Origin of the sequence: Bacillus sp. SIMBA_005 (assembly GCF_046535585.1) — a bacterium.
GTDB classification, from domain to species: Bacteria; Bacillota; Bacilli; order Bacillales; family Bacillaceae; genus Bacillus; species Bacillus pumilus.
The window spans coordinates 1-242 of record NZ_JAWRWI010001023.1 but is presented as its reverse complement, the minus strand read 5'-3'; the positions used below and the strand labels follow the sequence as shown (position 1 = coordinate 242).

The following is a 242-nucleotide window of genomic DNA, read 5'->3' as shown; positions in this document are numbered from 1 at the left end:
CCATGTGAGCGCCGCCGTGATCGTCGACGACGACGGGCGCGTGCTCGTCGTGCGCAAGCAGGGCACGACGAGGTTCATGCAGCCCGGCGGCAAGCCGGAGCCCGGTGAATCCCCCGCGCAGACGCTGATCCGCGAACTGCACGAAGAGCTCGGACTGCTCCTCGACGAGGCCGACCTCCAGCCGCTCGGCACGTTCATCTCCGAGGCGGCCAACGAACCCGGTCATCGCGTGGTCGCCGAGG

At 69.8% G+C, this 242-nt stretch carries 1 protein-coding gene; it reads left to right on the top strand.

Annotated elements, in window-relative coordinates; genetic code table 11:
• Positions 1-242, top strand: a 242-nt coding sequence (locus SB660_RS23210) for an NUDIX hydrolase (RefSeq protein ID WP_410584904.1), incomplete at both ends; no start/stop codon positions are given.